The organism is Actinotalea ferrariae CF5-4 (assembly GCF_000603945.1).
GTDB lineage: Bacteria > Actinomycetota > Actinomycetes > Actinomycetales > Cellulomonadaceae > Actinotalea > Actinotalea ferrariae.
The window spans coordinates 1-511 of record NZ_AXCW01000588.1 but is presented as its reverse complement, the minus strand read 5'-3'; the positions used below and the strand labels follow the sequence as shown (position 1 = coordinate 511).

Below are 511 nucleotides of genomic sequence, written 5' to 3'. Positions count from 1 at the left end.
TGTCCCGCGTCAAGCAGATGGCAGGGTTTCGGGTTCGGGAAAGTTGGGGGTGAGGGGGTCGGCGAGGCCGAGGTGGACGTCCAGGGGGCGGTTCCAGGCGATGGCCTCGTGCGGGCGGACGGTGTTGTACTCGACGCGGTAGTCCTCGGCGTGGGCGACCAGGTCCAGGGCGTCGTTGATCTCTTCGAGATAGAGGCGTTCGTACTTCAGGCAGCCGAAGCCGCGTTCGCGTGAGCCGTTCTGGCCCGGGCTCTTGACGGCGGTGCGGACGTGGCGGATCTCGGGGTGGGTGGCGATGAACGCCTCGAACCGGAAGGACCGGAACGGTCCGCCGTTGTCGGTGACGAGCGTGAGGGCGGGGATGGCGTTGCCGTCGTCGTCGACGTCGCAGGCTTCGATCAGCGGGCGGCCGAACGTGGCCTCGTAGTCGGCCAGGGCGAGCTCGACCGCGGCGATCGCGTCATGCTGGTTCGCAGTCGGGGACGTGTGCCAGGGGTGCTCGTACTTGGAG

Annotated in this window: 1 protein-coding gene; it reads right to left on the bottom strand. The window is 68.3% G+C overall.

The window, feature by feature from the left end; all coding sequences use genetic code 11:
• Positions 1–9: 9 nt before the first annotated feature.
• A partial coding sequence (locus tag N866_RS19400; RefSeq protein ID WP_034230092.1) for an IS481 family transposase occupies positions 10–511 on the bottom strand: 502 nt, incomplete at its 5' end.